The organism is Methylosinus sp. H3A (assembly GCF_015709455.1).
Lineage (GTDB): Bacteria > Pseudomonadota > Alphaproteobacteria > Rhizobiales > Beijerinckiaceae > Methylosinus.
In genome coordinates this window covers 22,691-44,554 of sequence record NZ_JADNQW010000004.1, presented here as the reverse complement: position 1 = coordinate 44,554, position 21,864 = coordinate 22,691, and the positions used below count along the sequence as shown (strand labels likewise).

At 61.4% G+C, this 21,864-nt stretch carries 19 protein-coding genes and 12 pseudogenes; 7 read left to right on the top strand and 24 right to left on the bottom strand.

All coding sequences use genetic code 11. From position 1 onward, the window contains the following. Positions 1-17 precede the first annotated feature (17 nt). Entirely contained in the window at positions 18-320 is a 303-nt protein-coding gene (locus IY145_RS02325; protein WP_196406747.1) for a hypothetical protein, read from the top strand. Here IY145_RS02325 and IY145_RS02320 read toward each other — a convergent pair. The 4 genes and pseudogenes from IY145_RS02320 to IY145_RS02305 form a co-directional block, all read right to left on the bottom strand. Next, positions 238-1,191, bottom strand: a complete 954-nt coding sequence (locus tag IY145_RS02320; RefSeq protein ID WP_196406746.1) for a hypothetical protein — start codon at positions 1,189-1,191, stop codon at positions 238-240. The two genes, IY145_RS02325 and IY145_RS02320, sit on opposite strands and share 83 nt — an antisense overlap. Positions 1,192-1,202: 11 nt before the next feature. Beyond that, positions 1,203-2,054 (bottom strand): transposase, encoded by an 852-nt coding sequence (locus tag IY145_RS02315; protein WP_246721711.1) that lies wholly within the window; start codon positions 2,052-2,054, stop codon positions 1,203-1,205. 432 nt (positions 2,055-2,486) lie between these two features. Continuing rightward, positions 2,487-2,718: pseudogene (cas2, locus tag IY145_RS02310) on the bottom strand (CRISPR-associated endonuclease Cas2). 15 nt (positions 2,719-2,733) lie between these two features. Continuing rightward, the gene (locus IY145_RS02305; RefSeq protein ID WP_210332602.1) at positions 2,734-3,228 is read right to left on the bottom strand and encodes an IS630 family transposase; all 495 of its coding nucleotides are present in this window, start codon (positions 3,226-3,228) and stop codon (positions 2,734-2,736) included. A gap of 47 nt (positions 3,229-3,275) precedes the next feature. Here IY145_RS02305 and IY145_RS25265 point away from each other — a divergent pair, with 47 nt between their 5' ends. Then, the gene (locus IY145_RS25265; RefSeq protein WP_210332595.1) at positions 3,276-3,419 is read left to right on the top strand and encodes a hypothetical protein; all 144 of its coding nucleotides are present in this window, start codon (positions 3,276-3,278) and stop codon (positions 3,417-3,419) included. On the opposite strand, the pseudogene IY145_RS26520 reads toward IY145_RS25265, so the two are convergent. The 3 genes and pseudogenes from IY145_RS26520 to IY145_RS26515 form a co-directional block, all read right to left on the bottom strand. Next, positions 3,371-3,658 (bottom strand): annotated as a pseudogene (locus tag IY145_RS26520) (hypothetical protein); the annotation flags it as partial. The gene IY145_RS25265 and the pseudogene IY145_RS26520 overlap by 49 nt on opposite strands. Positions 3,659-3,962: 304 nt before the next feature. Next, entirely contained in the window at positions 3,963-5,003 is a 1,041-nt protein-coding gene (gene cas1c / locus IY145_RS02295; protein ID WP_196406745.1) for a type I-C CRISPR-associated endonuclease Cas1c, read from the bottom strand. A 136-nt stretch (positions 5,004-5,139) separates the two neighbouring features. Then, complete coding sequence (locus tag IY145_RS26515) at positions 5,140-5,532, bottom strand: hypothetical protein (RefSeq protein ID WP_409455290.1); 393 nt, start codon at positions 5,530-5,532, stop codon at positions 5,140-5,142. Between IY145_RS26515 and IY145_RS26510 the strand changes: the two genes are divergently transcribed. Both IY145_RS26510 and IY145_RS02285 read left to right on the top strand, forming a co-directional pair. Then, positions 5,458-5,661 carry a DDE-type integrase/transposase/recombinase gene (locus IY145_RS26510; protein ID WP_409455280.1) on the top strand — a complete coding sequence of 68 codons (204 nt, stop codon included), beginning with the start codon at positions 5,458-5,460 and terminating at the stop codon, positions 5,659-5,661. The genes IY145_RS26515 and IY145_RS26510 overlap by 75 nt on opposite strands. Positions 5,662-5,835: 174 nt before the next feature. After that, positions 5,836-6,042, top strand: coding sequence for a hypothetical protein (locus IY145_RS02285; protein WP_196406744.1), 207 nt, complete (start codon positions 5,836-5,838; stop codon positions 6,040-6,042). A gap of 54 nt (positions 6,043-6,096) precedes the next feature. On the opposite strand, the gene IY145_RS02280 is transcribed toward IY145_RS02285, so the two are convergent. From IY145_RS02280 to IY145_RS02245, 6 genes and pseudogenes are all read right to left on the bottom strand, one after another. Next, positions 6,097-8,031, bottom strand: coding sequence for a M10 family metallopeptidase C-terminal domain-containing protein (locus tag IY145_RS02280; protein ID WP_196406743.1), 1,935 nt, complete (start codon positions 8,029-8,031; stop codon positions 6,097-6,099). A 150-nt stretch (positions 8,032-8,181) separates the two neighbouring features. Further along, a pseudogene (locus tag IY145_RS26505) lies at positions 8,182-8,241 on the bottom strand (hypothetical protein); the annotation flags it as partial. A gap of 185 nt (positions 8,242-8,426) precedes the next feature. Beyond that, positions 8,427-8,873 (bottom strand): annotated as a pseudogene (locus IY145_RS26500) (calcium-binding protein); the annotation flags it as partial. A gap of 123 nt (positions 8,874-8,996) precedes the next feature. Continuing rightward, positions 8,997-9,083 (bottom strand): annotated as a pseudogene (locus IY145_RS26495) (hypothetical protein); the annotation flags it as partial. Positions 9,084-9,113: 30 nt separating this feature from the next. Continuing rightward, positions 9,114-9,914 (bottom strand): annotated as a pseudogene (locus tag IY145_RS26490) (calcium-binding protein); the annotation flags it as partial. A 120-nt stretch (positions 9,915-10,034) separates the two neighbouring features. Then, positions 10,035-10,484, bottom strand: a pseudogene (locus IY145_RS02245) (IS6 family transposase); the annotation flags it as partial. A 106-nt stretch (positions 10,485-10,590) separates the two neighbouring features. Here IY145_RS02245 and IY145_RS02240 point away from each other — a divergent pair. Next, positions 10,591-10,761 (top strand): annotated as a pseudogene (locus IY145_RS02240) (sigma factor-like helix-turn-helix DNA-binding protein); the annotation flags it as partial. Here the strand turns inward: IY145_RS02240 and IY145_RS02235 are convergent. The 11 genes and pseudogenes from IY145_RS02235 to IY145_RS02190 all read right to left on the bottom strand — a co-directional run. Continuing rightward, positions 10,755-11,615, bottom strand: a pseudogene (locus tag IY145_RS02235) (GH36-type glycosyl hydrolase domain-containing protein); the annotation flags it as partial. The pseudogenes IY145_RS02240 and IY145_RS02235 overlap by 7 nt on opposite strands. Then, a pseudogene (locus tag IY145_RS02230) lies at positions 11,614-11,943 on the bottom strand (IS6 family transposase); the annotation flags it as partial. The pseudogenes IY145_RS02235 and IY145_RS02230, both read right to left, overlap by 2 nt. Before the next feature lie 180 nt (positions 11,944-12,123). Continuing rightward, entirely contained in the window at positions 12,124-12,639 is a 516-nt protein-coding gene (locus tag IY145_RS02225; RefSeq protein ID WP_196406742.1) for an NADH-quinone oxidoreductase subunit B family protein, read from the bottom strand. Between the two features lie 13 nt (positions 12,640-12,652). Then, the gene (locus tag IY145_RS02220; protein ID WP_196406741.1) at positions 12,653-14,170 is read right to left on the bottom strand and encodes an NADH-quinone oxidoreductase subunit C; all 1,518 of its coding nucleotides are present in this window, start codon (positions 14,168-14,170) and stop codon (positions 12,653-12,655) included. Between the two features lie 26 nt (positions 14,171-14,196). Continuing rightward, positions 14,197-15,644: pseudogene (locus IY145_RS02215) on the bottom strand (hydrogenase 4 subunit F). Beyond that, positions 15,641-16,303, bottom strand: coding sequence for a hydrogenase-4 component E (locus IY145_RS02210; RefSeq protein ID WP_196406740.1), 663 nt, complete (start codon positions 16,301-16,303; stop codon positions 15,641-15,643). The pseudogene IY145_RS02215 and the gene IY145_RS02210 overlap by 4 nt, the downstream one beginning before the upstream one ends. Before the next feature lies 1 nt (position 16,304). Continuing rightward, the gene (locus IY145_RS02205) at positions 16,305-17,258 is read right to left on the bottom strand and encodes a respiratory chain complex I subunit 1 family protein (RefSeq protein WP_196406739.1); all 954 of its coding nucleotides are present in this window, start codon (positions 17,256-17,258) and stop codon (positions 16,305-16,307) included. After that, positions 17,249-19,252, bottom strand: coding sequence for a hydrogenase 4 subunit B (gene hyfB, locus IY145_RS02200; protein WP_196406738.1), 2,004 nt, complete (start codon positions 19,250-19,252; stop codon positions 17,249-17,251). The genes IY145_RS02205 and hyfB overlap by 10 nt, the downstream gene beginning before the upstream one ends. A gap of 6 nt (positions 19,253-19,258) precedes the next feature. After that, positions 19,259-19,477, bottom strand: a complete 219-nt coding sequence (locus tag IY145_RS02195) for a hypothetical protein (protein WP_409455289.1) — start codon at positions 19,475-19,477, stop codon at positions 19,259-19,261. A gap of 27 nt (positions 19,478-19,504) precedes the next feature. Further along, positions 19,505-19,579, bottom strand: a pseudogene (locus IY145_RS26485) (transcriptional regulator); the annotation flags it as partial. Positions 19,580-19,806: 227 nt separating this feature from the next. Beyond that, positions 19,807-20,835, bottom strand: coding sequence for an RHE_PE00001 family protein (locus IY145_RS02190; protein ID WP_196406736.1), 1,029 nt, complete (start codon positions 20,833-20,835; stop codon positions 19,807-19,809). 326 nt (positions 20,836-21,161) lie between these two features. Here IY145_RS02190 and IY145_RS02185 point away from each other — a divergent pair, with 326 nt between their 5' ends. Together IY145_RS02185 and IY145_RS02180 are read left to right on the top strand one after the other, a co-directional pair. After that, positions 21,162-21,587 carry a putative toxin-antitoxin system toxin component, PIN family gene (locus IY145_RS02185; RefSeq protein WP_196406735.1) on the top strand — a complete coding sequence of 142 codons (426 nt, stop codon included), beginning with the start codon at positions 21,162-21,164 and terminating at the stop codon, positions 21,585-21,587. Then, positions 21,584-21,850, top strand: a complete 267-nt coding sequence (locus IY145_RS02180; protein WP_196406734.1) for a toxin-antitoxin system HicB family antitoxin — start codon at positions 21,584-21,586, stop codon at positions 21,848-21,850. The genes IY145_RS02185 and IY145_RS02180 overlap by 4 nt, the downstream gene beginning before the upstream one ends. Positions 21,851-21,864: the final 14 nt, after the last annotated feature.

Genomic DNA, 21,864 nt, shown 5'->3' with positions numbered 1-21,864 from the left:
AAGGCGGTCAAGCTGGTATGGCCGACCAGAGCATCGTCGTCCACAATCTTGCGCGCATTCTCGCCGCCGGCGACGGCGCCGCCTTCGACGGCGTGTCGGCGACGCGATGGGCGGAGGAGGGCGAAAGGGGCCTCGTGCTCGATCTGCATTTCTTCGGCGCCTCGCTCGGCGACGACATCGGAGTCGTCGGCGCCGCCGCCGACGCCTGCTACGCCGCCTTCGATCTCGAGAACGCCTTCATGTTCTCTTTCGCGCAGATCGACGCATCGACGCCCGCCGGACGATCGCCTTCGATGCGAAATTCAACCCCCTCGTCCTGAGGCGCTTTTTGCGGAATGCAAAAAGCCTCGAAGGACGTTCCAAAGGGCGACTCTTCGAGACAGGGGCTTCGGCGTGGCTGCGAAATAAGTGAATCAGAGAAGCCTCGACATAAGGGCGCGTCCTTCTCCCGCTCGCAGGAGAAGGATGCGCGGCGAGAGTCTCGCTTGGGGCCGAAGCGTTTATTCGGCGGCCGCTTCCTCGCTCTCGGCCTCGACGGGCGGGGCGGCGCGCAGCGTCAGATAGCGGTCGAGCGCGCTGCGTCGGCGGCGCCAGAAGCCGCGCGCCGATCCGCCCCTGGCGGCCGAGCGCGGCGGTGAGCGCGGCGACCTCCGCCGCGACGGAGCCGCGCGACGCGCGCTTCAGCGCGAGCGAGAGCTTCGCCTCCACCTCAGCCAGCGTGCGATTATCGAGCAGGTAGACGCCCTTACGGTCGAGGCTCGCTACTCCCTCCCGCACCAGCCGGTTCAGCAGGCCGACGATATTGCTGCGCACATCGATCGGCAGCTCGAAGCGATTGCGCTGCATGCTGTGCGTGCGCAGGAAGATGCCGCTGCGCTCGAGATGGCTCCGCACCTCCGCTTCCGTGAGGCCGGTCGCCTTGGCCATCACGATGCAATCGTCGACGATCTTCTTGGCGCCCTCGAAGCCGCCGGCGGCGGAGGCCGTGTCGGCGTCGGCCGCGTTGCGGATGCGCGCGGCGATGGCGCTCATCTCGCCGCGAATCTCGCCGTCGAGCGAGCATTTGTGCTCGAAGGCGGCGCGGCCGGCGATCGTCTCGTCGCGCGTCGTGAGCCGGTCGCGCGTCTCGGCACCCGCGGGCTCGCAGTCGAATTCGGCGGCGACGCCGCCAGTGACCCCCGCGGCCCGCATGGCCGCGACAATTAATTGCCTCGCAGGCGGGCTTGGCCTCGCGAATCCGCGCCCAGCTCGGATCGGCGCGAATGAGATCGCGCGTGAGGGCAAGGCGGCGTGCGGCGCTCACGATATCGGCGGGTTCTTCCTCCGCGACAGCGGCGGCGGCGTGCGCGGAGGGCGCGCTCTCCGCCTTCTGCCGCAGCGTGACGATCTGCGCCGACCCAGCCGGCCATGACCGAACGGTCGATCGTCACGCCCTCGCGCGCGTAAATGCCGGACTGGCGATGCAGCGGAAGATGATCGCAGTATTTGGAGACGATCACATGAGCGAGCAGCGCCGGCCCCGGCCGTCCCTTCTCGATCGGCAGCGTCGGCATGGGCGCCTGAACGATCGTCTCGCAGGCGAGGCAGCTCATCTTCGGCCGCACATGCAAGACGCGCTTGAAGTGCGAGGCGACGTATTCCAGCATCTCGCGCTCGTCGGCGCCTACCGGTCCGAATTTGTTTCCGCCGCAGGTCGGGCAGACGCAGGGCGCGTCGTGGACGATCGTCTCGAGCGGGAGTTGATCGGGCAGAGGAACGCGAACGGACGGCTTCTTCTTCGACTTCGATGACGAAGCGCCGCTCGTGGTCGCTTCGCTTCGCGCCTGCCGCTCGGCGTCGCTCTCCTCCATGTCGCCGATCAGCAATTCGAGCTGTTCGATGTCGCGGTCGAGCTTTTCCGATGAACGCCCGAAGCGCGCGCGCCGCAAAACGGCGAGCTGCATTTTCAGCTTCTCGATCAGCAGCGTTTTGGCGTGAACTTCCGCGGAGAGCGCCGCCGCAAAGCGCCGCAGTTCGGCGGGGTCTTCGGGCAAATCGGCAGAGGCGCGCGACATGATTTCATCTACCACGAAACACGCAACGGCGCAGCTCCGGTGCGCGAGAGGCGACCGTGCCACACGTTCAGGGCCGCCCAGTTGAGCACCTTGTTCCAATCCACGCCTCTGCGCGAGAGGCGACTTCAGCAGGATAGAACATTGATCGGACGAACAAAATAGAGGTTTACGCGCGAACCGTTGCGATCGAACTCCCTAAAAGGAGCGCACATTGAAAGGGAAGCTTCAGATTCTTGATAGCAAGGGATATTTAACTCCGCGAACCTGCCGGCTTCCCACCGGTCGCTCCGGGTTCGCGCTCGTAAAATGTCATGCCCTCGCTTCCGGTGAACGCGAACGCGGATCGAAAGCGAAATCGCCGGAAATCTCGAAAATGGCCGACTTCAATCGAGTGAAAAATGAAGACGCCGGATGAGCTAAACCGTGGTCTGCTCACACGATCATCGGTGCATCGAAGTCCACTGCCGGCTTGGCGCCCACATGCTCCACGCGGCGGCGCCAGTTGCTGCCGAGAAAATAGAACCGGAGGCTCCTTGTTCGGATCGATTCCGCCGATCAGTCGGGCTCGCAGCGTCGCCCATTGCGCCGGATCGACCTCGCATTCGAAAACAGAAAACTGCACGCGTTGCCCGACATCGCGGCAGGCCTTGGCGATTCGTCTCATACGGTTTCCGGCTGATTACTTCGGCTTGGCGATTTTTGGCCACCAATGGAAGCCGGCGCGGCTTTTGATGATGTCGCGCTCGCTCGCGAGCGCGGCGCATCTTTCGCCGATGATCGCGTCGAGTTCCTCTATCGTTCCGATGTGCTTGTTGACGATCGGCTCGTCGACGAGAGCCCATAAGGTCTCGGCGGGTTGCAGCTCCGGCGTATAGGGCGGCAGAAAAACCAGTCGCACGCCATCCGGCACGCTCAGACCAGCCTCGCCGTGCCAGCCGGCGTTGTCGATGACGAGCACGATCGTGCGATCGACGCCGGCCTTGGCTTCGCGCGCGAAGGTCTCGAGCAGCGCCGCGAAAAACGGCTTCGAGACGCCGTCGTGCACGTACCAGAAGGTCTCGCCGCTCGCCGGCGAGACGAAGGCGGTCACATAGAGCCAGTCGAAGCGATGATGGCCATGCGCGATCGGCCGCTCGCCGACGGGCGCCCAGACGCGCCGCGTGACCGGTTTCAGGCCGGCCTGTGCTCGTCGCTGGCGAAGACCTCGACCGATCGCTCTGGATGCTTCGCGGCTTCCTCCGCGACGGCGTCTTCGAGGTTTTTTTGAACGCCGCCGCCTCCTCGGGCGAAGCCACCTTCGGATTTTTGGGGCGTGGAGCCTGGATCGACATGCCGCAGGCTTTCAGCGCTTCCCAGCCGCGCTGAACCGCAACTTTCTCCAGCCCCAATTCGCGCGCGAGAAAAGCCGCGACTTTCGCGCTCGTCCACAAGCCTCCGTCGTCGGGGGGCTCGTTCAGCCGAACGCGCAGCTCGGCGAGCAGATCGGGCTTCAACACCGTCGCCGTCGAGCCGTTGCGCCGGCGCAAGTCGCCGAGAGACTCCGGTCCTTCTGCGTTGTAGCGCGCCGCGAGTTGCTCGATCCAGCGCTGGGCAAAGGACGTCATCTCGGCGACTTCGCCGAGCGTGTGGCCCTTGGCGAGCAGCCAGATCGCATGGAAATGCCGCGCCTCGCGCGCGTTCGAACTCGAAACATACCGTTCACGCAACGCATCGACGCTCAAATGCGCAGCTATCGTCGCCATGACCCGCCTCCAGCGATTCATGGCGATACAGCTTAGCTACTTCGATTCGCCCCGGGAATCCCCGTCGCCGAGTCAATCAGCCGGAACCCGTATCAGTCGCCTGCGGCCGGCCGCCGTCAATGTTTCCACGTCATAGCTGACGAGCACCATCATCTGCGTCCGGCTCCTATTTCCAGATCATCGGCGGATAGCCGTCGAGATCGCCGCGCACCGCCTTGGCCAGCAGTCGCGCCTGAATGTGGGGCAGCAGGCCGATGGCCAGTTTTTCCTTCAGGAAAGGGTGCTCGATTTCCTCGCGCTTGCGTTCCTGAAACGCGACAAGCACCTGCTTACGCGCATCATCGTTGAGAAGCACAGCGCCATTCTCGAACAGGCGAAAATCGCTCACGCCGATTTCGCCGCGATTGATCAGCGCCAGCCGATCAGCCAGATGGGGACGCAACTCCTCCATCAGATCCAGCGCGAGACTCGGGCGTCCGGGACGCAGACGATGCAGAAATCCCACCGCCGGATCGAGCCCGACGCCTTCGAGCGCCGACCGGCAATCGTGAGCCAGCAAGGTATAGAGGAACGACAAGAGCGCATTGACCGCATCAAGCGGCGGACGGCGTGAGCGGGCGCCAAAGCGTAGACCCGGCTCCTTCACGCAGATCAGATGATCGAAAACCCCGAAATAGGCGCGCGCGGCCTCGCCTTCCACGCCGCGCACCTCGTCGAGCGCGCGAGGCTTCAGACAGCGGCGAGCCGCGTCTGCCAGATGTTCTACGGAAGAATGCAGAGCGTCTCTGGCGGTCTGATCCAATCCGTCGCCGTGATCGCGCAACGCCCTTTGCAATACTGCACGCTGGTTGGAGGCTTTGGCGATAATGATCACAGCAGCAAAGTTCGCGCTCGCCGCCTCGCTCTCATGGACACGGAACTGATCGCGGCGCAACAGCACATTGCCCGAGACCGGTCCCTCGACGCGAGCGAGAAAGCGGCCATTGTCGGAGAAATGAGTGATAGCAATTCCCGACTCCACCGCCGCCGCCATCAGGCCAGTAGAGATGGTCACGCGACCGAACGGCGCGATGGAGCCGAGCTTGTGCAGCGGCACGCGCAGCCGCTCCCCGCCGTCCACTTCGACTACGGCGTTCTCTCCGTCCTTGCGTACATAAGCGCCCTCGGTGGAGACATAGAGCGTGTTGAGGTGGCGGCGGTCGACCATCTCACTCCCCGACCATGCGTTCGAGCCAACGCGCCACCTTGCCGCCTTCGGCGGTCTCTCGCGGCGCGCAAATCTCCAGCAGCGAGCAGGCCCGGCAGAGCTTGGCCTCGTAGGTTGCGTGAACCGGACTCTGGGGTTATGGGCATGCTGAGCGTGGAACGATCTTTTCAAAGGACGCCATTTCGACCGCGAAATCATCGTTCTCTGTGTGCGCTGGTATCTGCGATACAAGCTCAGCTTCCGAGACCTCGTGGAAATGATGGCGGAGCGCGGCTTGTCGGTTGCCCATACGACCATCATGCGCTGGGTTCAGCGCTACGTTCCGGAATTTGAAAAGCGATGGAATCGTTTCGCGCGCCAAGTCGGCGGATCGTGGCGCGTCGATGAGACCTACGTCAAAATCAAGGGCCACTAGGTCTATCTCTACCGCGCCGTCGATAAGGCGGGAAAGACAGTGGATTTTTTGCTGCGCGCGAAGCGAGATGTCGGCGCCGCCAAAGCGTTTTTCCGTCGTGCGTTCGCGCGCCACGGACGGCCGCCGCGCAAAATCACTCTCGACGGATATCAGGCGTCACATCGGGCGGCGCCCGCCATGCGGCGATCACGATCGCCGGCGTCGAACTCATGCATCGCATCAGGAAGGGTCAATTCGCGCTGAGCAGATTTAGAGCCGCCGGGACGACTGCGCCCGAAATCTGGAGTGCGGTGCTCGCTGCTTGATCCTAACGAACTGCCGGACCCATCGCGTAGCTATCGGCAATAATTGCACCGCAACCATCTCAAAAACCGGAATCAATGCCAGGCGGCCCTCGGCGGAGGCATACCATCTGTTATGACCGTCGATCGCATCGCCGAGCAACTCGGTGAAAGCGTCGACTTCCTGTACGATGTCGCCAACGAAATGGAGCCAGAGGACGGCGAGATCTGGGTCTACGGCGCCGGAGATCACGAAATCCTCGCCTTCACCGACTTCGGCGTCGAAAACCTCGTCGAACTCATAAAAATCCACAACGAACTGAAATCACGATCCAATCCCTGACCAGAAGGCGCTGCCCTGCGGCCCACAGCGAATGTTTACCGTTTCAGGCGCGGCCTACCATTTGATGTCGGCGGCGGTCACGTTATTGGAGGTGAAGGCAATCTCCATATCCGTGGTGCCGTTGCCCTGGAGATCGACGAATAAGTAACTGCCATTGGCCGTGTTCAGCAGGCCGAACGTATCGGCCGCACCCGCGCGTACGGCTGTCAGATCGACCTTATCCGTGCCGCTCTTGAACCCGTGGATGATGTCATAGGACGAAGTCGTGCTGTCGCTGATCGCCTTGTAGACGAAAGTATCGGCCCCGGCTCCGGCCACGAGGGAGTCCGCGCCGCCGCCGCCAATGATCGTATCAATGCCATTGCCTGCGGCGATCGTTTCGCCAAAACTGGAGCCGGTCAGCGTCTCAACGGTTGTTGATCCCGCTGTTGAGCCGCCCTGCATGAAGACGCCGGTTTGCAGGCCGAGAATATCGGAAGCGTTAATGTCCTGGGTCGAGGCAAGCTCGAAGTAACCCGAGACCGCACCGCCGAAAATATAGGTGCCGCCCTGATAGCGCTGCAGACTGATCGAGGTCGGGTTCAGCGCGGTCATATCGACCTTGTCCGTCCCGGTTTTGAACCCGTGGATAATGTCATAGCTGACAGGTGTTGAATCGCTGGCGGTGTTGTAGACGAAAGTATCGGCCCCGGCTCCCGCCACGAGGGCATCGGCGCCGCCGCCGCCAATGATCCGGTCAATGCCATTGCCCGCCGCGATTGTTTCGCCCAAATTGGAGCCGGTCAACGTTTCGACGCTTGTTGATCCTGCCGTTGAGCCGCCCTGCATGAAGACGCCCGTTTGCAGGCCGAGAATATCGGAAGCGTTAATGTCCTGGGTCGAGGCAAGCTCGAAGTAACCCGAGGCCGCGCCGCCGAAAATATAGGTGCCGCCCTGATAGCGCACGAGGCTGATCGAGGTCGGGTTCAGCGCGGTCATATCGACCTTGTCCGTCCCGGTTTTGAACCCGTGGATAATGTCATAGCTGACGGGTGTTGAATCGTTGGCCGCGTTGTAGACGAAAGTATCGGCTCCGGCTCCGGCCACGAGGGCATCGGCGCCGCCGCCGCCGGTGATCAGGTCAATGCCGCTGCCTGCCGCGATTGTTTCGCCGAAAGCAGAGCCGATCAGCGTCTCGACGCCTGTTGATCCCGCCGTTGAGCCGCCCTGCATGAAGACGCCCGTTTGCAGACCGAGAATATCAGCGGCGTTAATGTCCTGGGTCGAGGCGACTTCAAAATAGCCCGAGGCCGCGCCGCCGAATATGTAGGTGCCGCCCTGATAGCGCACGAGGCTGATCGAGGTCGGGTTCAGCGCGGTCATGTCGACCTTGTCCAGGCCGGTCTTGAAATCATGGATGATGTCATAGGCGGCCGGCGTTGAATCGCTGGCCGTGTTGTAGACGAATGTATTATCGCCCGCCCCACCCGTGAGCGCGTCCGCGCTGCCATTGCCAATGATCGTATCATTGCCTGGTCCGCCCACGAGCTGGTCGGGTCCGGGCGTGCCCGTCAGTGTTACGCCCGGAATAGTCGTAATGACATCTGACAGAACGAAGGCATTGACTGAGCGCACGGAAAGGATGGCTCCTGTCCAGCCTGTGGCTTGCAGCGTATAGAAGCCGTTTTCCTGAATGATTGCGACATTGGTGGGAGAAATTGCCGAGATGTCGATTTTGTCGATGCCGGTCTTGAAGTCTTCAATAATACTGGGTGCGACCGTTGGCGTTGAAATCGAGTCGCTGGCATTCAGGAATTTGAACGTATTGCTGCCCGCATTACCGTAAAGGAGGCTATTGCCGGGACCGGCGATGAGTGTGTCATTGCCGTCGCCGCCGTAGAGAATGTCACTGCCGCCGCCGCCATAGATTGTATCATCGCCGCTGCCGCCGTAGATGATGTTCGCATTCGCGTCGCCGTAGAGAATGTCGTTGTAATTCGACCCGAACATGCCCTGAATATTGACATAGGTATCACCGGCAGCGTCGCCCGTCTTGATCGCGGCATTGGCCAGGGAGGCGGTGACGCCCGCCTTCGCGTCATTATAGGAGGCGTAATTATAGCCCGTGCCGCCATCGAGAGCGTCCGCTCCTGCGCCACCGTCGAGAATATCGTTGCCGCCAAGGCCATTGAGCTGGTCATTGCCCGCCCCGCCATTGATATTATTGGCCCCGCGTCGCCCGTGAGAATGTCGTTATAGCTCGATCCCTGCAAAGAGGCCCCGAGAAGATTATTATAGGTGTCGCCTGCGGCATCGCCCGTATTGCTGGCCGCATTGGCCAAAGAGGCGGTGACGCCCGCCGTGGCCGTGTCATAGGAGACAAGATTGCCCGTGCCCGCCCCATAAAGCGCATCGGCTCCCGCGCCGCCTGTCAGGATATTATAGCCCGATCCGCCATAGAGCGTGTCATTGCCATCGCCGCCCTGCAGCGTGACGGTCGCCGCACTTCCGGCATAGAGCGTGTCATTGCCCGCCCCGCCTTCGATGAGTTGGGCTGTGGCATCGCCAACGAGAATATCGTCAAAGGACGAGCCAACAAGATGCTCGATTGAAATGAAGGTGTCGCCCGCCGCAATGCCGGTGCTCTTGGTGGCGTCGGTCATGTTGACAGTTAGGCCTACTGTTGAATCTGAATAATTTGTGGCGTCATAGCCCGCACCGCCGTTGAGGACATCAGCTCCCGCGCCGCCCTGCAGCGTGTCATTGCCGGCGCCGCCGATCAGCGTGTCATTGCCCAGACCGCCCTGCAGCGTGTCGCCATTATTGTCGGCGATCAGTGTGTCGTCAAAAGTGGAGCCGATGAGGCCCTGAATATCGACATAGGCATCACCGGCAGCGTCGCCCGTATTGATCGCGGCATTGGCCAGGGAGGCGGTGACGCCCGCCTTCGCGTCATTATAGGAGGCGTAATTATAGCCCGTGCCGCCATCAAGATAATCAGCGCCCGGACCGCCGTCGAGAATATCATTGCCCGCACCACCATAGAGCTTGTCATTGCCATAGTGGTTGTAAACAGAGGTGTCGGGATCGCCCAGGATGATGTTGTCCCCGGCGTCGCCATAAAGAACGTCGTCAAAGGGTGATCCCGCCAAGGACGCGCCATAGAGGTTGATATAGGTGTCGCCCGCCGCATCGCCTGTATTGATCGTTGGAGTGGCCATGGAGGCGGTCACGCCGACGGTAGCCGTTTCGTAATCGATGAGATTTCCGGTGCCGCCGCCATGCAATTCATCCGCGCCAGACCCGCCGATCAGGACATTGTAGCCTGTGCCGCCATAGATGATGTCATTGCCCTCCTCGCCCTGGAGCTGGTTCAGGACACCCGTCGCGCTGCCATAGATGATGTCGTTATATTTGGAGCCAATGACATCCTGCAGATTCGTATAGACATCTCCGGCGGCCCAGCCCGTATTGATCCCCGGATTGGCGAGCGAAATGGTGAGGCCCTCGGGCGAGAGATAATAAGAAACTGTGTTCTCGCCGGCGCCGCCATCCATAATGTCGATGCCCGCGCTGCCCACGAGCGTGTCAATGCCGTTGCCGCCATAAAGATAGGTTATCGAGCCGGCCGCGCCAAAACCATAAAGCGTATCGTTTCCGTCGCCGCCATAGAGCGTATCATTATTGCCGTCGCCCGAGATGTAATCATCGTAAGACGAGCCGATGACGGTCGTGATGCCGACATAGGTGTCGCCAACGGCCCAGCCAGTGGGCGATCCGCCGCCGGAAAGATAAATATTGGTCCCCGATGGCGCATTCGCATAGCTGACCGTGAAGGTTCCGACCGAACCTACGAACTGATCCACCGCAGCGGTTGCAAAAAGAGTGGCCATAGGAGCTCCGGTGACAAGGGTTTAGTGACAACAGCAGGAGACTGACGCGAACACAATAATACGGGTTGTGTCGCAAATTTTGCGTTAAGGCGAGATGCAGGACAGGGGGCCTCTCGAGGCTTACGCCGCGAGAGCGTAGAACTGCTTCGCTGGACACAATCTGCGCGCCGTTCGGAACTGTCCCTTTCGGATCATGTGCATGAGTTCGACCCCGGCGAGCGTCGCCGCGGCCGAGCGAAAGGATTGAACCCCAAAGCCGGCCGCGCCACCCGTTTGATCGCTCGGTGGTCCTGTTCGACGATGTTGTTCAGATATTTCCTTCGCCGGATTTTGATGTCCGCCTCGTGCTCCGCGATGTAGCTCTCAATCGCCGCGGTGTTGGCGCCGCTCTTGTCGATCGTGATCTTCTTTGGCGCGCCCTTCTGACTGATCGCTCGGCGCAGGAACAGCAATGCCGCTTTGCGATCGCGCTTTACCGTCAGCAGGAAGCCCACCGTGGCGCCGGCTGTCGACGGCCCGATAGAGATATTTCCAGGAACCTTTGATCTTCACATAGGTCTCATCCTGTTGATTTCCACTGAGAGCTGACCCAGGCAGCACGAGTTTTTCCACCGAGAACTGACCCATGTTCGAACCTTTCCCCCTCGACCGTCGCGGGGATCTGGGAGTGATCGACATGGAGTTATTGAGCGTCATCCGACGCTGGCGATATCGGCAGGAGTTCTCGATCCGGGAGATCGCGCGACGCACGGGGCTGTCGCGCAATACCGTGCGCAAATACCTGCGTTCGGACAGCGTCGAGCCGCGGTTCGCCACGCCCGATCGACCGAGCCGGCTGGACCCGTTCTGCGCATAGGCCAGGATCGCCCACATGGCGGCGTGGCTGTATTGGCCGCCGTTCTCGCGCAGGCCGGGAGGGTAGCCCTTGATGTAGCCCGGATCGAGCGCGGTCTTGTCGAAGGGCGGCGAGAACAGCAGAGCCAAGCGATCCTCTTTGCGGATCAACTGCTCGTACAGGGACGCCATCGCCGCGGATGCGCGCACGGGATCGGCCGCGCCCGACAAGACCGCCCAGGATTGCGCGATCGAATCGATCCGGCACTCTTCGCTGTCTTTCGAGCCGAGCCAAGTTCCGTCGTCGAATGTCGCGCGGCGATACCATTCGCCATCCCACGCTTCACGCTCGAGCGCCTCGCGCAGCTTATCCGCATGTGCGCGCCAGCGGCGCGCGCGGTCTGAGTCGCGTTGTTCGGCCAGCGGCGAAAACAGCGCGATGGTTCGCAGCAGCAGCCAGCCGAGCCACACGCTTTCGCCGGCGCCGCCTTCGCCGACCCGGTTCATGCCGTCGTTCCAATCGCCGCCGCCGATCAGCGGCAAGCCGTGTCCGCCGGTCAACTCCAGGCATTGGTCGAGGCCGCGGGCGCAATGTTCGAACAGTGAAGCGGATTGGTCTGCGATCTGCGCGGGAAAAAAGGCCTCGTGCTCCCCGTCTCGCAAGCGCGGGCCTTCGAGAAATGGCACGATCTCATTCAATATCGCGGCGTCGCCCGAGCTGGCCACATAAATCGCGGTCGCGAAGGCGAGCCAGACGCGATCGTCCGATATCCGCGTTCGCATCCCTTGCCCAGAGTGCGGCAGCCACCAATGCTGCACGTCGCCTTCGACGAATTGCCGGGCGGCGGCGCGCAGAAGATGGCGCCGGCACGCCATGCTGACCGATCGCCTTGTGCAAGAAGCGCAACGCGGCTTTGCAGTCCCTCTTGGCCGTCAGGAGGAAATCCACCGTCGCGCCCGCCTTGTCGACGGCCCGATACAGATACTTCCAGAAGCCTTTGACTTTCACGTAGGTCTCATCGAGACGCCAGCTCGAGCCGACCGCGCTCTTGCGAGCACGGAACTGCTTTTCCAGCAAAGGCGCATACCTGACGACCCAGCGGTTGAGCGTCGAATGGTCGACTTCGACGCCGCGCTCTTCCATCATTTCTTCGAGTTGACGATAGCTCATCGGATACGCCACATACCAGCGGACGCCTCATCGGACTATTCCGCCTGCCCCACGCCCGGCGATCATAGCCCCAACCGACCCGCGAGAAAAATTCGCGACAGAGCCCGCGAGGCCGCGCCAGATGGTTGCGGTGCAATTTTTGTCGATAGCTACGCGATGAGGTCCGGCAGTTCGTCAGGATCAGACGGCAGAGCTGATCAGATTTCATGACCGATTGTCGACAAGCGCGATGAGTCCTCTCAGAAGCGCAACAGGATCTGGCGGACAGCCGCGAATGTGGAGGGCGACCGGCATCACTTCCGAGACGGCTCCGACGCACGCATAGCTCCCCGCGAACATGCCGCCGTCGAAGGCGCAATCGCCGATGGCGACGACCCATTTCGGATCGGGCGTCGCGGCATAAGTCCGCTCCAATGCCTCGCACATGTTCTTCGTTACAGGACCCGTCACCATGAGAACGTCGGCGTGTCGCGGCGAGGCGACGAAGCGCAGCCCGAATCGTTCGAGATCATAGAAAGCATTGCCGAGCGCATGTATTTCGAGTTCGCAGCCATTGCATGAACCGGCGTCGATCTCGCGGATCGACAGACTCCGGCCGAACCTGCGACGACTCGCGCTGTCGAGAATGCCGGCCAACTCGCCGATCGCCGCGTCGTCAGGCGAGGGCGCGAGCTCCGTCAACGGCGCGCGCAGCAGACCTTGGAACAGAAACTTGCGCATGGCCGCCGAGCCTCTAAAGGTCGTGCCCCGAATAGGAACAGTTGAACGATTTGTTGAGAAGGGGGAAGTCAGCGACGATATTGCCCTCGATCACGGCTTCGAGCAGAGGCCATTGGAACCATGACGAATCGCGCAGATGACATCGCTGCACCGTTCTCGTCGCTCCGATCCTCACCCAAACGAGAATGTCGCCACGAAAACTCTCGACGAGCGCAGCGCCCTCGCTGCCTTCGCTCGACGCAGGCAGACTGTCGGTCGACACGGGCCCAGCCGGCATCTTGTCGAGAATCTGCTCGATCAATCCGAGCGACTCCTTGACCTCGTCGAACCGCACCCAGACCCGCGCGTCGACATCCCCTGCATGCGCCGAGCCGACCTTGAAGGAGAGCTCAGAATAGGGCGCATAGCCCGGCGAGCGGCGCGCGTCGAAGCCGCGGCCAGAGGCGCGTCCGATGACGCCGCCGCAGCCATATTGATTCGCCAGATCGGCACGCAGGTGGCCTGCTCCGACCGTGCGATCCTGTATGGACGTCGTGTCGCCATAGAGCTGGATGAATCGAGGAATGAGACGTTTCGCGTCGCTCAGCAGAGCGCGCAGCGCGCCTTCGCCTTCAATAGACAGGTCGGTCGCAACGCCGCCAGGCGCGACGCGATCCATCATGAGCCTGTGGCCAAAACACACGGAGGCGGTTCTGAGAATTCGTTCGCGGAGAATGGCGCAATGCGTGTGCATCAGGGAAAAGGAGGCGTCGTTGCAGATCGCGCCGATATCGCCGACATGATTGGCGATGCGTTCCAATTCGGCCATCAGCGCCCGCAGATAGACCGCACGTCGCGGGACCTCGATGTCGAGCGAGGATTCGACGGCCTTAGCGAAAGCGAGAGCGTAAGCGACGGTGCTGTCGCCGGAAACGCGTCCGGCGAGACGCGCAGCGCGATCGAGCGGCGCACGGACCATCAATTGCTCCGTGCCCTTGTGGACGTATCCCAGGCGCTCCTCCAAACGGACGACGACCTCTCCATTCGCCGAAAAACGGAAGTGGCCGGGTTCTATGATGCCGGCATGGACGGGCCCCACGGGGATTTGGTGGAGGGGCACGCCTTCCGCCGCAAGGAATGCGTAAGAATCGCCCGACGCTTCGCACGGCTCCGGCCTCGCGCCGGGATGTCGCACGCCCCAGCGGCCATGATCGAGCCAGTTCCGCGTGTCGGGCAGGCCCTCCGCGCGCAGGCCATAGATGTCGCGGATCGCGCGCTCGAGCCGCAAGGCGGGCGGATGCATGTGGCCGACTGAGGGAAAGCAGCCGTTCGGACATTCGATGGTGACGATGGCGATGTCCGAAGACTCTCGGTCCAATACAGCCATGTGAACATCCGCGCCATCGCTCCAAAGGCCCAGCATGTCGCCATGGCCCTTGCTGATTTCGCGGATCGCGCGAAGCCAGCCGGTCTGATCGACGACATGGCGCGGCCAAGGACGCGACTGGTCGATCCGGCGCCCTCCCCGCATCGTCTCTCGAAGCGAAATCATGCCGCTGTTCCTTGTTTCGTCAGACCTTATCCGAGCAGCCTCGCGACATTCTGAAACCACGCGACAATATGAGGCTCCAACCATAGTCCCATCAGCAACACCAGCGCGAGATGGAAATAGAGCGGAACGACCGAGGCTTCGACCTCGCCGATCGACTCCGACGGCTCTCCGAAAGCCAATCCGATAAGGCGGAACAACAGCGCGCCGAACGCCACCAGCAGACCGAGGGCGAACGGGATCGCGAGCAGCGGCTCGCGCGCGAACGTCGAGGTCACAACTAGGAATTCACTGGTGAAGACGCCGAACGGCGGCAGACCGGCTATCGCCACGACGCCGGCGACGAGGCCCCAACCGAGCACCGGATGGCTTTCGGTCAACCCGCGAATATTGGCGATCTTCTGCGTGCCCTTGACCTGGGCGATATGGCCGACGGCGAAAAAAATCGCCGATTTCGTCAGACTATGCATCGTCATGTGAAGGAGTCCGGCGAAATTGGCGAGCGGCCCGCCCATGCCGAACGCGAAAGTGATGATGCCCATATGCTCGATCGACGAATAGGCGAACAGTCGCTTGATGTCGTCGCGGCGATACAGCATGAAACCCGCGAAGATGAGAGAGGCGAGACCCAGAGCTATCATGAGCGGTCCTGGCGCGATCGCCGCGGCGTTGGCCGCGAGCAGCATCTTGAAGCGCAAAACCGCATAGAGCGCGACATTGAGAAGAAGGCCGGACAAGACCGCCGAGATCGGCGTCGGTCCTTCCGCATGCGCGTCTGGAAGCCATGCGTGCATGGGCACGAGGCCGACTTTCGTTCCGTAGCCCAGCATCAGGAAAACGAATGCGACGTTGAGGAGTCTCGGACTGAATTCCGCCCCATGCCGCATCAGGGCCGTCCAGACCATGGCGTCATAGCCCTCTCCGAGGATTGGCTGCGCGGCCATATAGACGAGGATCGTCCCAAACAGAGCGAGCGCTATGCCGACGCTACCAGGATGAAATATTTCCAGGCCGCCTCCAACGCCTCGTGCGTGCGATAGATTCCGACCATCAGCACCGTCGTCAGCGTGGCGAACTCGACCGCGACCCACATTAGGCCGATATTATTCGCGAGCAGCGCTAGATTCATGGCGAACATCATCGACTGGTACATGGCGTGATAGAATCGCACATAGGCCGGCTTCAATTTTCCCGTCTCGATTTCGTGGCCGATGTAGCTCGCGCTGAATACGCTCGTCGTGAAGCCGATGAAGCTGGAGAGCACGACGAAGACGATGTTCAGATCGTCAACGAACAGATACTTACCCGAGCCGGGCCGATTGAACAGCAGCGAGCCGGCGACAAAGAAGGTCGCGCCGGACGAAATGAAATTGATGTACGACGTCAGACGGTAGCCGGACAGAAACGAGAGAAGCAACGCCGATAGAGCGGGGATGACCAGCAATGCGCCGACCGGTTCGAAACCCGGAATGTTCATCGCTGGCCTCCACGAGCGCGGTCAAGCTCTTGGATATCGACGGTGTCGAAACGTTCGCGAATGCGAAACAGAAAAATTCCGATGACGATGAAGGCGATCAAGACGGAAAAAGCGACGCTGATCTCGACCACGAGCGGCATGCCCTTGGCCCCGGTCGCCGCGAGAATCAGCCCGTTTTCGAGCGACATGAAGCCAATGACCTGGCTGATCGCATTGCGCCGCGTCACCATCATGAGCAGGCCGAGAAGCACGACGGACAGCGCGAAGGCGAGATCTTCGCGCGCCAGCGGGTCGGCCGCCGCCGTGGCTGGAAGCATGACGATGAGCGACAAGGCGACGAGACAAATTCCCAACAGCATCGTGACGCCGACACCGCCGATGATTTCGATATCGCGATGAATTCGCAGGCGCAGCATGATGCGCTGAAGACTGACGGGAATGATGACTGCCTTGAAGATGATTGCGATCGCCGCCGTCACATAGAGGTGTGGGGCGTGCTGGGTATAGGCCTGCCAGCCGACCGAAAACGACAAAACGACGGCATGAAGGGTGAAGATGTTGATCAGCCCCGTCATGCGATCCTGATAGAGCAATATGAAGCTGACGAGAACGAGGCCTCCGGCGAACAAATGAGCTACGTCGAACGACAGGTTTCCCATCTCAAAGGCTCCGTGACACGAACAGCAGCAACGTGCCGAGAAGTCCGAGCATCAGCGCCGCGCCGAGGAAGTCGGGCACGCGAAACACGCGCATTTTCGCCGTTGAAACTTCAAAGAACGCGAGAAGAAACCCGCCGACGGCCAATTTGACGACGAAGGCGGCCGCGCCGAGCATCATGGCGCTGAAATCCGCGCCGTGCCGGGCGAGCCCCCATGGCGCGAAGATGCAAGCGATCAACGAAACGTACAAGAGCAGCTTCAGCGCCGAAGCGAGCTCGATCACCGCGAGATGGCGTCCGGAATATTCGAGCACCATCGCTTCATGCACCATGGTGAGCTCGAGATGCGTCGCCGGATTGTCGACCGGGATTCTGCCGTTCTCGGCAATCGCGACAATAACGAGCCCGATCAGCGCCAGGCCATAGGATACGCGCAATTCGAGGTGCGAGACCATATGAACGGCGATTTCGGAAAGCTGGGTCGAGCCGGCGATAAGAGCGACGACGAAGACGATCATGATCATCGCCGGTTCGGCGAGAGACGCGAACATCGTCTCGCGGCTCGAGCCGATCCCGCCGAAGCTGGTTCCAACGTCCATTCCGGCGAGCGCCAGAAAGAACCGGGCGCTTCCCAGGAGAGCGGTGATGACGATGAGGTCGGCCGACCAGCTGAACATCAGCCCGGTGGCGAAGGTCGGCACGAGCGCCGCGGCGACCCAGGTCGCCGCGAAGATCAGGTAAGGCGCCGTACGAAACAGCCATGAGGCGTTATCGGCGAGCACGACGTCCTTGCGCATCAGCTTGAAGAGATCGCGGTACGGCTGAATGATCGTCGGCCCGCGCCGGCGCAACAGACGCGCCTTGATTTTGCGGGTGAAGCCGAGCAGCAGCGGCGCCAAAGCCAGCACCAGAATCATTTGCAGCCCCTGAACCGCGAAATCGAAGATCATGGCCATATCGCAACCACCAGAAGCAGGCCGACGAGAGCGATGAAGACGAGCGTGAGATTTCCCTGGATGGTCAGAAAATGCGTCTTGTTGAATTGATCCGCGCAAAAATCGACGCCTCGCAAAATCGGCGCGTACACGCCTGCCCAGACCCGATCGTGAATTTCGACGTTGAATCGGGCTGGACGAATGTCGCCGGGAGGCGGCATATCCAAATGGTCACGCGCCACAAAGGCGACATTCCCGAGTGTTCGGCGAACGGGCTGAGCGAAGCTGCTGGCGGTGTATTGGGTGACGGGGCTCGCGTCGGGATAACCGCAATCCCATGCCAGGCCTCGCCGGGACGCGCGCGAACCGAACCCATGAACGAACCGTGCGGCGACCAAAGTCGAGAAGACGATGAAGATGAACAACAGGAGGCCGTTGTAGGAGCTGCGGCTCTCGGCGATCGGCACGATCGACAGCCAGGGAAGCCCGCCCTGGGTCGGCATATGACCGCCGACGAACAGCTTTGCGGCCGGCGTGATCGTATCGATCAAATAGCTCGGCAAAAGGCCCGCCAGGAGACAAAGGGCCAAGAGACCCGACATTGCCGCGAGCGACCAAAAATCCGTCTCATGCGCGTTCCTGGCCGCGGATGACCGAGCACGTCCTAGAAATGCAATGCCGAAGAGCCGCACGAAACATCCCGCGCAGAGCGCCGCGCTCAGCGCCAGCGCGACGCCCACGGCGGGAACCAGGAGTTTCAGACCCCATTGCGGCAGCGATGGGCTGAGCAGAACCGCCTGGAAAACGAGCCATTCGGAAACGAATCCATTGAGCGGCGGCAAAGCGGAAATTGCAAGGCATGCGCCCAAGAACAGGAACGCCGTTCGCGGCATCGAATGGATGAGCCCGCCGAGACGCTCGATGTCGCGCTCGCCGGTGGCGTTGAGCACCGCGCCGGCGCCGAAGAACAGAAGGCTCTTGAACAAGGAGTGATTGAAGATGTGGAAAAGAGCGGCGGTGAAAGCGAGCGCGGCGGGCAGGGCCATGCCGTTCGCCTTGAACGCCAGCGCCAGACCGAGAGCGATGAAAATGACGCCGATATTTTCGATCGTGCTGTAAGCGAGCAGTTTCTTCAGGTCGCTCTGGATCGTCGCGCAGAGGATGCCGAATATGGCGGTGATCGCCCCTAGCGTCAGCGGCGGCGCGCTCCACCAGAACTCCGGCGGCCCGAGCAAGTCGAAAACGATGCGAATGAATCCATAGATGGCGACTTTCGTCATGACGCCGCTCATCAATGCCGAGACATGACTCGGCGCGGCGGGGTGGGCGAGCGGTAGCCAGACGTGCAAGGGAACGAGGCCGGCCTTCGAACCCGCGCCCAAGAGGACCAGCGCCAGGACGAGCCCGGACTTCCATGACGGGGCCGCCGCCTGGCGGATATCCGAGAAGGAATAGCCGCCGACCGATCCCGCCAGGAGCCCGAACGCCATCAATAGCGCGAGCGTGCCGAAGCTCGCCATGAGCAGATATGTGAACGCGGCTCGTCGGTTTTCGGCGTCATGATGATGCGCCAGGACGAGCGCCCATGACGAAAGCGACATGAACTCCCAGGCGACGAGAAAGCTGAATGCGTCGTCCGCCAGAAGCACGAGATTCATGCCGGCCAGGAAGGCTGGAAAAAATGGCAGGATGCGAGAAGGATGCTTCTCATGAGCGCCGTAGCCGATCGCATAGAGGCTCGCCGCTGCTCCCCCCAGGTTGATGATGGCGAGAAAGAATGCGCTCAGCACATCCAATCGGAAGTGCGCGCCGATCCAAGGCAGGCCGAGCGGCAGCGCGGCCGTTAGCGCGACGGCGCTCCGGGGGATGACCGCGGCGGCGAAAAGCACGACGCAGAGCACGCAACAAAGACCATAGACGACCCGGCTCGCGGCGACGCTTCGCGCAAGGGCGATAGAGAGCGCTCCCGTGCCGAGCAATGCGGCGATGCTCCAAAGGGCGACCGTCAAGGGCATCGCAGTCTACCTCGCGTCGCGACCCGGCGGGGCGTCGTCCGCCGAATCATCGGTCTCGGCGGGCCTGCGCGAGGCAGCGGCGGATTTTTTGAACCGGACGCCGCGTCCACCGCTAGGACTGACCGCTCCTTCGCCGATGAATTCGATGCCGATGCCGTCGAGAGCCGCCATCAGTTTGGTCAAGGAATCAACGTTGCCGCGAACGACGTCCTCGCTCGTCTCCATTCGCTGAATGGTTGGAAGCGACAAACCCGACAGTTCCGCGAGTTTGCGTTGGTCCAAGCCGGTGAGCGAACGCGCCGCTCGAAGCTGAGCCGCTGTTATCATGTCAAAACCATCAGTTATTCACGAAATTAAATAACTTATAATGGATACGACGTGGTCGGAGCCGATGCAAGAAAATTAGATCGAATGAACGTCCGGTCACGCGCGGGATGTGTGAGCGCGTCCGCGGCGACGATGATTCCTTTCTCCATAGTCGACCCTTAGCATGCAAATAGCGCGTCGGGCGTTGGAGGCGTGAACGTCGCCGAGCGCCAGCGTCAGGTCGGGTTTCACGGTGAGGAACACCGGCTTGCGCGGACGCGCGCTGCGGCTGCGCATTGGACACGGCACAAGTCGACGAGCCGCGGCAGCCTCGAACTCGTTCTGCGATCTTTGCATTTTCTGAGCAGGAGCTCGCGTGCAAGCGTCAATCTGTCGAGTTCCTTCGAGTCCGCCTTCGCCATCGTCTCGATTGCACACGCGAATGCGACCAATCGAGATTCAAAATCATCCCGCCCAGCTCGGCGATATTTGGCCTGTCGAAATCCCGAATGCAGCGCTGTGAGATAGTACCGCGTCTTTCCGCGGGAACGTAGCAAGGCCGCGGTGAGCAAAGGGCCCAGCCAAGCGCTGCTCTGTAACGGCTCGATCTTCTCCCAGGCGTCGAGCGCGACGCTTGCGGCCATCAAGGGCGGAAGGTTCTGGGTGCGGCCCAGACACTCGCGCCACTCCGCGACGCGGGCCTCCTCGTCCCAATCTTCGTCGTAAACCAAACGAGAGTCGTCTCGCTTCAGCGAAGCCGGCTCGGTTCGCTCGATCGCACGTGACGTTCGCGCCAGCAATTCATCGATTTCGTCGAATTCTCCTGTACGGATCGTCTCGCCGTCCTCCTCATCCAACTCCCCATCCGCCACGTCTTCGCCCATGGTGCGCGAACCGGTGGTTGGCTCGCACACCTCGCCCTGTGGTCTCCAAGCACCGCGCAAATCGGCGAGTCCGTCGGTCCTCAACGCCCACGCCGGTTCGCGAGCAGCTATGCGACGGCGCGTGAGATGAACGGCGTGGGCCCGCAAGAGTTCGTGCGTCGGCGTGCGTACGTCCGTTCCGGCATCATGAAGCACCAGGTCTTCGATCTGCACGAATTCGCCCGCGCGCCGCAAAGCTGCGCAGGCGTCGTGGAAATGCGCGCGAAGAACGAAGGCTTCGGCGACGGGACTGGAGCGAAGCCGCTCGTCGAGACGCGCGAGAGCGTCCGACGCGCTCTCGAAAGGCGCTTGCAGGCGCTCGAATGAGACCGAGCCGGGACGATCTAATCCCATTTTAATTCCATGCATATCAATATCATTATCAACTTAGTTATAATTTAGCTTGAGTGATAGAAGATGCTTTTTTATCTTTCGCCGACAGGATCGAAATGCGTCGCCACGGCTGGCCGAGAGCAAGCCTCGGGACGGCTCCGAAGGCGCGTTTTCGGCCCGCAAATCGACGAAAATGGGCTGTTTTTCGGGCCTTTCTCCTGCTCACCACTATGTCGCGGCGGCGAACTTCGGCCATCGGATGCACTTTCAAACGACCGGTTTATGATAACTTACACTTTTGGAATCCTAGCCCGTGACACATCCCATAGGATGTATTATATCAGGCCATGAAGCGCCTCGTTCTCGACACCTCGGTCATCGTCTCGGCATTCCGCAGCTCGCGCGGCGCGAGTTTCGTAATTTTGAACCTCGTGGCCAATCGACGCCTCGTCCCGCTCGTCTCGACGGCCCTATTCCTCGAATATGAGGACGTGCTGCAGAGACCGGAGCAGCGGGACGTGCATGGGCTCGATCCGAACGCGGTCTCGAAAGCTCTCAAGGAGCTGGCGGCGCTCTGTGAACCCGTGGAGCCTCATTTCAGCTGGCGACCACAACTGTCAGACCCGGCCGACGAAATGGTCTTGGAGGTCGCGCTGAACGGAAGGGCCGACGGTATCGTGACGCACAATGTCCGCGACTTCCACCAAGCGGTCCCAAAGTTTGGAATTCCGGTTTTGACGCCAGGCGCCTTGCTGGAAAGGATCGAAAAATGAGCAAAGCGACATATCCCCTAAAGCTGCCCACCTCCCTCAAAAAGGAAGCGGCCAGACTCGCGAAACAGGACGGCGTTTCATTGAATCAATGGATTGCGACAGCCGTCGCCCAGAAAATCGGCGTCATCGAAACGACGGCCGAGTTCCTGAAGCGTCGCGCTGGAAACGCGAGCGGCTCCGGTTTATCGGAAATTCTGCGGCAAGCGCCCGACCGCGCGCCAGATCCCGGCGATGAATTGCCCCCCGATTGGGTTGCGTCGTGAAGAAGCCGCTCTCA

Bases quoted from the DNA above. Each gene is read 5' to 3' on its own strand.
- IY145_RS02325 (WP_196406747.1), top strand. From the start codon at position 18: ATGGCCGACCAGAGCATCGTCGTCCACAATCTTGCGCGCATTCTCGCC.
- IY145_RS02320 (WP_196406746.1), bottom strand. From the start codon at position 1,191: ATGCGGGCCGCGGGGGTCACTGGCGGCGTCGCCGCCGAATTCGACTGC.
- IY145_RS02315 (WP_246721711.1), bottom strand. From the start codon at position 2,054: ATGTCGCGCGCCTCTGCCGATTTGCCCGAAGACCCCGCCGAACTGCGG.
- IY145_RS25265 (WP_210332595.1), top strand. From the start codon at position 3,276: ATGCTTCGCGGCTTCCTCCGCGACGGCGTCTTCGAGGTTTTTTTGAAC.
- cas1c (WP_196406745.1), bottom strand. From the start codon at position 5,003: ATGGTCGACCGCCGCCACCTCAACACGCTCTATGTCTCCACCGAGGGC.
- IY145_RS02285 (WP_196406744.1), top strand. From the start codon at position 5,836: ATGACCGTCGATCGCATCGCCGAGCAACTCGGTGAAAGCGTCGACTTC.
- IY145_RS02280 (WP_196406743.1), bottom strand. From the start codon at position 8,031: ATGTTCGGGTCGAATTACAACGACATTCTCTACGGCGACGCGAATGCG.
- IY145_RS02225 (WP_196406742.1), bottom strand. From the start codon at position 12,639: ATGCGCAAGTTTCTGTTCCAAGGTCTGCTGCGCGCGCCGTTGACGGAG.
- IY145_RS02220 (WP_196406741.1), bottom strand. From the start codon at position 14,170: ATGATTTCGCTTCGAGAGACGATGCGGGGAGGGCGCCGGATCGACCAG.
- IY145_RS02210 (WP_196406740.1), bottom strand. From the start codon at position 16,303: ATGGGAAACCTGTCGTTCGACGTAGCTCATTTGTTCGCCGGAGGCCTC.
- IY145_RS02205 (WP_196406739.1), bottom strand. From the start codon at position 17,258: ATGGCCATGATCTTCGATTTCGCGGTTCAGGGGCTGCAAATGATTCTG.
- hyfB (WP_196406738.1), bottom strand. From the start codon at position 19,252: ATGCCCTTGACGGTCGCCCTTTGGAGCATCGCCGCATTGCTCGGCACG.
- IY145_RS02195 (WP_409455289.1), bottom strand. From the start codon at position 19,477: ATGGAGACGAGCGAGGACGTCGTTCGCGGCAACGTTGATTCCTTGACC.
- IY145_RS02190 (WP_196406736.1), bottom strand. From the start codon at position 20,835: ATGGGATTAGATCGTCCCGGCTCGGTCTCATTCGAGCGCCTGCAAGCG.
- IY145_RS02185 (WP_196406735.1), top strand. From the start codon at position 21,162: ATGAAGCGCCTCGTTCTCGACACCTCGGTCATCGTCTCGGCATTCCGC.
- IY145_RS02180 (WP_196406734.1), top strand. From the start codon at position 21,584: ATGAGCAAAGCGACATATCCCCTAAAGCTGCCCACCTCCCTCAAAAAG.